Origin of the sequence: Thermococcus sp. (assembly GCF_026988555.1) — an archaeon.
Taxonomy (GTDB): domain Archaea; phylum Methanobacteriota_B; class Thermococci; order Thermococcales; family Thermococcaceae; genus Thermococcus.
Window position 1 is genome coordinate 25409 of sequence record NZ_JALSLB010000065.1, and the last position, 6764, is coordinate 32172.

The window sequence follows — 6764 nt, forward strand, 5'->3', positions numbered from 1 at the left end:
TTCACCCCCAGATTAGTAGCACTCCCATGACGAAGGCGGTAACTATGACGAGGTAGCTCACGTAGTCGGTCAGCAGTCCGGTGTGATCGGCCTTGAGGGCGGTGAAGAAGCGCTTGAGCGCGTAGGTCAGCCCCCACATGACGTTCCTGCCGGTGTAGTGACCCTCGAGGTGCTCGAAGCCCGGAATCACCTCCTCGGGGTCCTCACCGCTTATGAATATCTTCGTCCCGTCGCCGACTTCCCTCGTCCCCATGCTGCTCCTCTTGGCCCACTTGTCGAGGATGTAAGCCAGGATTAGGCCGATGATGAAGACGAAGACGAAGTAGAGGGCGTCCCAGTAGCCGAACATTTCACGCACCCCCTAAGACCGCTCCAATGTAAGCCAGCTGGTTCTCAAGAGCCTTCGCGGCTGGAATCATGACCTTGTCGCTTATCTGCCACGGGAAGAGCCCCATGACGATTATCGCAGCCGTTAGGAGTATTATCGGTATCATCATGCTTCCCTCGGGGTCTTTGGCCTTCATGACACTCTCGCCCGGCCTTCCTAAGAAGGTGTAGAGCACCTTGACGTATGCCGCTGTACAGAATGCCGTTCCGATTATCGCTATCGCACCGAGTATCGGGTTGAATACCGCTGAACTCTCGTAGATGAGCCACTTGCTCGCGAAGCCGTTGAGGGGCGGCATTCCTATTATCGCGGCCGCACTAATCAGGAAGGCGAATGTGGTCTTAGGCATGGTCTTGGCTAAGCCGCTCAGCTCGTTGAGGTCCCTCGTGCCGAGCTGGTGGATTACGACGCCCGCAATCAGGAAGAGGAGTGCCTTCATGAGGGCGTGGTTGAAGGTGTGGTAAATCGCCCCCGCCATTGCTGTTTCTCCCGTCTGGCTTCCGTAGGCCGCTAAGCCGATTCCGAGGCCGAGGAGGATGTAGCCTATCTGTCCGACCGAAGAGTATGCTAAGAGCCTCTTCATGTCGTTCTGGATTACCGCCATCGCGTTGCCGACTACCAGCGTTATGCAGGCGAAGATGATGATGACCCACCCGACGGTCTTCACGCTTATGCTCGCCCCATAGATGCTGAAGAGTATCCTCGTGAGGGCGTAGATTCCGCCTATCTTGATGACGAGACCGGAGAGCATCGCACTTATCGAGCTCGGCGCGGCCGGGTGGGCGTCTGCCAGCCACATGTGGACTGGAGAAGCACCGCTCTTGAAGAGAAGTCCCGCTATGAAGAGCGCCAGGGCAACCTTGGCCGTAACGCTCGGGCTTTCAGCGAGCTTGACCGCCAGATAGCTCATAGTGAGCGTTCCGTACTGGCCGTAGAGGAGCGCTATGCCGAGGAGCACGAAGGCGCTCGCTATCGAGCCGACGAACATGTACTTGATACCGGCTTCAATGCCCTCCCAGGTGTCGTTCCTGAAGGCGACGAGAGCGTAGCTGGCGATGCTCATTATCTCTAGGAAGACGTAGAAGTTGAAGAGGTCGCCGGTTACCGCTATGCCGAGCATTCCGAGCTCGAGGATTATGATGAGGGTGTAGTACTTGTCGAGGCCGGTGTCGTGCTTCATGTAGCCGAGGGAATAGAGAACCGCCAGGAAGCTCACGAGCGTTACCATGAGGACCATTATCGCCCCGAAGAGGTCAACTTCCCAGACTATCCTTATCGGGAAGCTGACGCCTTGGCCGAGCGGGCTCTTGGCGCCGAGGGTGTAGACGAGGATTTCCTTCGTGTCCCAGACGCTGTAAAAGATCCCCGAGCCGACTATCAAAGTCGCGCCGGAAATCAAGACAGCCCACGCTTCCCTGGCCTTTCTTCCGAGAAGGTTCACTATCGGCATCGAGAACGCTCCGAAGAGAGGGATGATTATGAGGTAGGGAAGTATTGCCTCGCCGTTCATCCTCTCAACCTCCTTAGGGCTCTCACGTCAAGGGTTCCGTAGTGGCGGTAGGCGTTTATCGTCAAAGCCACAGCCAGTGAGAGGACACAGACGCCGATGACTATGCTCGTGAGGACCAGCGCCTGTGGGAGCGGGCCGACCATCGGGCTCTTCAGCGTCTCGTAGCCGGTGTAAATCGGCGCGGTCGGGATCTGGTTCAGCTCTATGCGGTAGCCGAGGCTGATGAGGAGAAGGTGTATTCCTGAGTCTATGATATCAAGCGCTAAAATCAGCTTTATCAGGTTCCTCTTTGCTAGGAAGGCGTAGATTCCGAGGACTGTGAGAAGGAACGCTGTAATGAACTGGAACTGAATCATGACTTCCACCTCCTGTACATCGCTATCGCGGTGAGGGCGCTAACTAGCCCCGTAAAGACCTTTAGACCGACTGCCAGGTTCATTATCGGCAGGAATCCTGCCGAGAGGAGCGTTCCTGGTTCTCCGTTGAAAACTGGCCCATTGTGCCAGAGCGTGTTGTAGAAGAACGCAACGCCCATGCCGAGCATCGCCGCGCCGAGGAATACGAGGCCGCCCACTCCCTCCAAGACCGAGTAGAGGCTCTTGTTGTAGTGCTCCTTCATCCCGTCGAGGCCAAAGGCGACAAGGAACAATATACCCGCTCCCGCTATCGTCGCTCCTCCCTGGAAGCCACCCCCGGGTGTAAGGTGACCGTGCACCACTATGTAGGCACCGAAGATTCCTATGAGCGGGATTATAGCCCTGGCAGTGGTCTTCACTATGAGCCCCATATCCTCTCTCATGCCTGGTCCCTCCTCCAGGGCCTTAGAAGGGCTATCGCGCCGGCTATGGCCGTGAAGAGAACCGTCGCCTCTCCAATCGTATCGTAGCCCCTGTAATCAAACACGATGTCTGTGACTATGTTCGTACCTCCCACTTCTTTGAGGCCGTGGGTGATGTAGTAGTTGTCCGTGTATCTCAACGAGAGCCACTCCTTTCCACCTGGACCGAAAGTTAATCCGTAGTTGGGGTTCGCTATGTAGAGGAGCGCTCCAAGGATGAACAGCAGTGAGAGGTATGCTATCGTTCTCTTCACGGTTCCACCTCCCATCTCTCGGTCTTCGCTATGCCGTAAACCACAACGGCTGTGACAACCCCAGCTCCAACGGCTGCCTCGGCTATGGCAACGTCAGGTGCGTGGAGCATGTAGAACTCAAGGCTCAGGAGCAGGCTCATCGCGGCCGACATTAGGGCGGCGGCCAGCAAATCTCTAAAGCGAATCGTGAGGTAGGCCGTGATGAGGACGCCGATTAGGATAATCGCCTGAATCGTCATGTCAATCGTTAGGGCGTTCATTCCTCCTCACCCCCGAGCTTCTCCTCGTAGGCATCGATGACCGCTCTGGCTGGCTTGTAGCCGCTCAGGTGTGCGGCCTTGGCTATTGCATGTGCCCCGACGGGGTTCGTTAAGAGGAGAGCCACCAGCGCGATGAGGCTGTGGAGGGCCATCCCGAGATACTTCGGGTCGCCTGTGACGTGAAGCCTGTAAAGGGCGTGGGTAACCACAGCTAAAACAGCGAATATCGTTCCGAAGGTGGTGCACTTTGTCGCCCCGTGGAGCCTCGTGTAGACGTCGGGGAAGCGGTGTAACGCGATACTCCCGAGGAGGTTGAAGGTTATGTTTATCGCGAGGAAGGCATAAATCAGGTACTCGATCATTCCAATCCCCCCTGGAGGTATCTGGCTACGACGAGTGTTCCGATGTAGCTTAGCAGAGCGTAAACGATGGCTATGTCGATGTAAATCGTCCTGTCGTAGGCCGCGCCGAGGAGAACCATGCCTGCCACAACCAGTGTGTTGAGCGTATCAACTCCAACGACTCTATCGGGGACGCTCGGTCCGAGCAGAATCCTGAGTATGGCCAAGAACGCGCCTATCGCTATAATCAGTGCCGAGTAGAAGAAGGCCGGTTCAATCATCTTCCCAGCCTCCTCGCCCACTTTTCGAAGGGACCCGATACCGGCTCCGAGTTTTCCGGCCTCTCCAAGCCGGGGGGAATGTCAATCCAGTGGACGTAGAGGGCCTTCTCCCCCGGGCAGGCATCGATAGTGAGCGTTCCAGGGGTTAGCGTTATCGAGTTGCTCAAGATGGTATACTGGGCGTCGTTCTCAAGCTCGACCGGAACCCTGACAATGCCCGGCCTTATCTTTCCGGTTATGACGAGGTAAGCAACGTGGAAGTTGGCCTTGACCATCCCCCAGAAGAGGACCGGAACGTATGCAATCCACTCGAGCCATCTAACTGGGTTCAGGAAGCGGGTCGATTTGTCCCCTACGATGTCCTTAGTCGCATACCCGACTATTCCGGCGAATATTAAGCCTGCTATCAGCTCCTGCGTGCTCCAGAGCAGTCCGTTCGTTCCGGCCGTCAGGATGAGCCAGATTAAATAGGCGAACACGAAAGCCGAAATGAAGGGCAAGCTACCACCTCCGGGTTAACATTTTTGTTTTCCTACGGTTGTGATTTCTCGTCTCTGCTTAAAACGCTTTTTTAAAGTCCTGATTGCCAAAAAAAGGTAGGAAACCGCTCGTTGTAAACCAAAGGTTTAAATTTGAGGTCTGGAGATATCAAGTTTGTTTTCCAAATTTTCTACGTCTTTCCTCCGGTTGACGTTGAAAAAGCTAACGTGCCACTCTTTGGGGACATCCTCCAAAGGAAAATAGCAAACCTTCGCTATTTCAAGGGCCTTCTTTATCTGGTATTCCCCCTCATCGAGCCGTTTCTTTATTGCCCGCATGAATCCCTTTGAATATGCTGCATGGAGGGGCTCAATGTAGCCGTTTGGCCACCTCGGAACACATGCGTCTACCTCCTTTTTCCGGAACTCTCCGATTATGGTCTCAACGATCTCCGGGACTATGGAGGGCATGTCACCGGCAACCACAAAGGCGTCGCCAAGTTTTAGGGCGGTATAAATCCCGCCGAGCGGGCCAACGAGGAGCTCGTCCACAATAATTCTTCTTCCAAAACGTTCGAGACTCCCCGCGTTCTCCGGGGAGGCTATCAAAACCACTTCCTCTATAGAGGGACAGCTTTCAAGCCTCTCGATGGTGTGAAGAACCAGCGGTTTCCCGTCTATCCTGTGGAGGAGCTTGTTACCACCGAACCTCCGGGACCTCCCGCCAGCCAAAACAGCCCCGATCATGATGACTCCTCCGGAAAAAGAATAAAAAAAGTTCACGGAAGCTTCAGCTTTGAGGCGTACTCAACTGCCGTCTGGACGTAAAGCTTCCAGTTTACAGTCTGCGAGGCCGCTGGAGTTATGTAGTGGTCAATGACATAAGGTGCAACCAGGCCGAGCGCGATGCACACCACTGCAAGGACCAGAAGCACAGCCGACATGCTCGCCTTCTCCCTGGCCTCAACTTCCCTCCTCGGCCTTCCAAGCCACACCTCGTAGAACACCCTGACGTAGGCAACCAGTGCTGTAACTGAGCTGAGCACGAGGACTAAGGCCAGACCAAAGCTCCTCTCCATCAGCGCGTTGAAGAGCAGAAGCTTGCTGAAGAACACGTTGAACGGCGGAACACCAACGAGGCTCAGAGTGGCTATTCCGAGGGCGAAAGTGGTGACTGGCATCTTCCTGCCCAGACCGGCTAAATCCTCGATTGTTCTTGAACCGACCTCGTGGATGAAGGCTCCGGCAGCGAGGAAGAGGAGAGCCTTCGCTATTGCGTGATTAACCATGTGGAAGAGGGCCGCCTCAAGGCCCAGCTTTGTACCAAGGCCAATTGCCATGAAGAGGTAGCCCATGTGCATTACCGTCGAGTAGGCTATGAGTCTTTTCACGTCCCTCTGGACGAGCATCATTATTGCACCGAACATTGCCGAAACCGCGCCAAGCGCTATGGCTATGGTGCTAAGCAGAGAGACCACCTGGGCCAAATTGCCGGAAACTCCTCCGTAGACTGTGTACAGGAACCTTAGCAGGGAGTATGCTCCAACGTTGACGACCAGTCCGGAGAGAACTGCCGAGATGGGACTCGGTGCTGCCGGGTGTGCCTCTGGGAGCCAGAAGTGGTTGGGGAAGATAGCAGCCTTAATGAGGAACGCCCACGTTGCCAAAGCCAGCGCGACGCCGGAGGCGATGACCACATCACCCCAGGCGCTGCCAACGACCGGGAAGCTCATGCCGTGGATTAAAGCGCTCAGGTTGGCCATGTTAACCGTTCCAAAGGCATAGTAGAACGCCCCAAGGGCCAGGAAGTACATCGTCGTGCCGATGGCGCCTATGAAAGCGTACTTCAGCCCGGCACAGATTGAGTCGCCCCTGTCACGGTAGAACATCACAAGAGCATAAGCCGCGATGCTGGTAACTTCTATCATGACGAAGAGGTTGAATGCGTCTCCAGTTAGGAGGACTCCTAACAGGCCGGCCTCAAGGCCGAGGTAGAGCGTGTAGTACCATTCTAAGCCAGAGTCGTGCTCAAGGTAGCGGTAACTGTAAATTGCTATCACGAACATCAGAAAGGCAGTAACGAGCGCCATTAAGGAGCTCAGCTTATCAACCTCATAGATTATGCCCACTGGAGCGGCCCAGCCACCGAAGGTGTAGATCAACGGCTTATTCGAGGAGTAGGCAAGCTGGAAGAGTTTGAACGCGCTCAGCAGGGTTAAGCCCGTGCCGAGCAACGCGTAACCCTGGATGAGCTTTCTGTTCCCCCTAACTATTATCGACGTTAGGGGCAGAGCGAAGGCGAAGAGGATTGGAATGATTGGGGTTAATCCCACAACGTTCATGCTACCACCTCACTCGAATATTTTTTTGGCGAACTTCTCAAAGTCCTCGCAGATTTCCTTTTTGGCATTCT

The 6764-nt window shown here is 55.1% G+C and carries 11 protein-coding genes; all 11 read right to left on the reverse strand.

The window, feature by feature from the left end:
• Position 1: 1 nt before the first annotated feature.
• Positions 2 to 349 carry a hydrogenase gene (locus tag MVK60_RS10915; protein ID WP_297439307.1) on the reverse strand — a complete coding sequence of 116 codons (348 nt, stop codon included), beginning with the start codon at positions 347 to 349 and terminating at the stop codon, positions 2 to 4.
• Between the two features lies 1 nt (position 350).
• On the reverse strand, positions 351 to 1898 hold the full coding sequence (locus MVK60_RS10920) for a proton-conducting transporter membrane subunit (protein ID WP_297439309.1): 1548 nt from the start codon (positions 1896 to 1898) through the stop codon (positions 351 to 353).
• On the reverse strand, positions 1895 to 2254 hold the full coding sequence (locus MVK60_RS10925; RefSeq protein ID WP_297439311.1) for an NADH-quinone oxidoreductase subunit K: 360 nt from the start codon (positions 2252 to 2254) through the stop codon (positions 1895 to 1897). Before MVK60_RS10925 ends, MVK60_RS10920 begins: the two co-directional genes overlap by 4 nt.
• Positions 2251 to 2697, reverse strand: a complete 447-nt coding sequence (locus MVK60_RS10930) for a Na(+)/H(+) antiporter subunit B (RefSeq protein WP_297439313.1) — start codon at positions 2695 to 2697, stop codon at positions 2251 to 2253. Before MVK60_RS10930 ends, MVK60_RS10925 begins: the two co-directional genes overlap by 4 nt.
• Positions 2694 to 2990 (reverse strand): hydrogen gas-evolving membrane-bound hydrogenase subunit E, encoded by a 297-nt coding sequence (mbhE, locus tag MVK60_RS10935; RefSeq protein WP_297439314.1) that lies wholly within the window; start codon positions 2988 to 2990, stop codon positions 2694 to 2696. Before mbhE ends, MVK60_RS10930 begins: the two co-directional genes overlap by 4 nt.
• Complete coding sequence (locus MVK60_RS10940; RefSeq protein WP_297439316.1) at positions 2987 to 3250, reverse strand: hydrogenase subunit MbhD domain-containing protein; 264 nt, start codon at positions 3248 to 3250, stop codon at positions 2987 to 2989. The genes mbhE and MVK60_RS10940 overlap by 4 nt, the downstream gene beginning before the upstream one ends.
• Positions 3247 to 3612: a monovalent cation/H(+) antiporter subunit G gene (gene mnhG, locus MVK60_RS10945; protein WP_297439318.1), complete on the reverse strand. Its 366-nt coding sequence runs from the start codon at positions 3610 to 3612 to the stop codon at positions 3247 to 3249. Before mnhG ends, MVK60_RS10940 begins: the two co-directional genes overlap by 4 nt.
• Entirely contained in the window at positions 3609 to 3872 is a 264-nt protein-coding gene (locus tag MVK60_RS10950) for a cation:proton antiporter (RefSeq protein ID WP_297439320.1), read from the reverse strand. Before MVK60_RS10950 ends, mnhG begins: the two co-directional genes overlap by 4 nt.
• The gene (locus MVK60_RS10955) at positions 3869 to 4372 is read right to left on the reverse strand and encodes a monovalent cation/H+ antiporter subunit E (protein ID WP_297439322.1); all 504 of its coding nucleotides are present in this window, start codon (positions 4370 to 4372) and stop codon (positions 3869 to 3871) included. The genes MVK60_RS10950 and MVK60_RS10955 overlap by 4 nt, the downstream gene beginning before the upstream one ends.
• A gap of 126 nt (positions 4373 to 4498) precedes the next feature.
• Positions 4499 to 5098: a molybdenum cofactor guanylyltransferase MobA gene (gene mobA, locus MVK60_RS10960; RefSeq protein ID WP_297439323.1), complete on the reverse strand. Its 600-nt coding sequence runs from the start codon at positions 5096 to 5098 to the stop codon at positions 4499 to 4501.
• 32 nt (positions 5099 to 5130) lie between these two features.
• Positions 5131 to 6693 (reverse strand): proton-conducting transporter membrane subunit, encoded by a 1563-nt coding sequence (locus MVK60_RS10965; RefSeq protein ID WP_297439325.1) that lies wholly within the window; start codon positions 6691 to 6693, stop codon positions 5131 to 5133.
• Between the last annotated feature and the right edge of the window lie 71 nt (positions 6694 to 6764).